Annotated in this window: 1 protein-coding gene; it reads right to left on the bottom strand. The window is 41.6% G+C overall.

The features are described from left to right. Nucleotides 1–902, bottom strand: a 902-nt coding sequence (locus QVP90_RS02935) for an AAA family ATPase (RefSeq protein ID WP_288203856.1), incomplete at its 3' end; no start/stop codon positions are given. Nucleotides 903–994 lie beyond the last annotated feature (92 nt).

Below are 994 nucleotides of genomic sequence, written 5' to 3'. Positions count from 1 at the left end.
TCTGCAATCTTATATAGGCTCTTTTTTGCATTCTTTTCGTCGATTCCGAAAGGAACATCTTTCTCTAAAAATCCGAGGTCTATAAGTTTCTTCAATGGACGCGACAGATTGGTTGCCGGCTCATTGCATCGTGCGGCAATTTCGGAAAGCCGGTTTGCGCCAGTCCCAATATAAGACATGATCGTTGAAGTCTTGACAATATCCTTGACATCATCCTGAAACAGTTTTATCGGCTCTTCATAAAGAGTTCCATTTACCGAAAGGATATTGCGCCACAGGGCGTCATCAAGCGAACTTCTGTTTTCCCTCAGTTCCCAGTAACGCGGCACACCGCCCCATACGGCATACTCTTCAATGGCATTCATCGCATTAAGATGCAAAGCCTTTTGAATATACGGCAAGTGTATCGGCGTAAGTCTCATAATCTCATCAGCACGCCCATATAGAGGTGCGGTAGAATCAAGGAACAACCCATACATCATATTTTGTGATGAACCGCAAAGCACAAGGTTATACTTCAACAGCTTCTCATCAACAAGTTTCTGCAATACAGACGGCAACTCTGGCGATTGCTCTACAAGATACGGAAATTCATCCAAGCATAAAGTAAAACGTTTGTCTGTCCGATAATTGACCGCACGAAATATAGATTCCCAATCCGGATATGTCAGTTTGTCGAAATCCGGGAAGATTTGTGCTATTACTTTTGCAAGCAATACTCTCTGATGTTGCTCTTCAGAACGGTCTGCAAGGAAGTAAACATCATTTTCTGACAACACCCTTTTAATAAGCGTTGACTTACCCAGCCGTCTGCGACCGCACATCACGACTAACGAGGACTTCTCTCTTGCAAGTGCATCCTTTAATCGTGCAGTTTCATCTATTCTGTCAACGAATTTCATATACCCTATTTATTATGTAATACAAACATAATGTTTTTGCTGCATAATACAAAATTATGGACAATGTTTTTTATTCCAACAGAACAAATCGC

This window comes from Bacteroides sp. CAG:189 (assembly GCF_000432295.1).
Lineage (GTDB): Bacteria > Bacteroidota > Bacteroidia > Bacteroidales > Bacteroidaceae > Bacteroides > Bacteroides salyersiae.
This window is presented reverse-complemented; position numbering and strand designations above follow the sequence as displayed.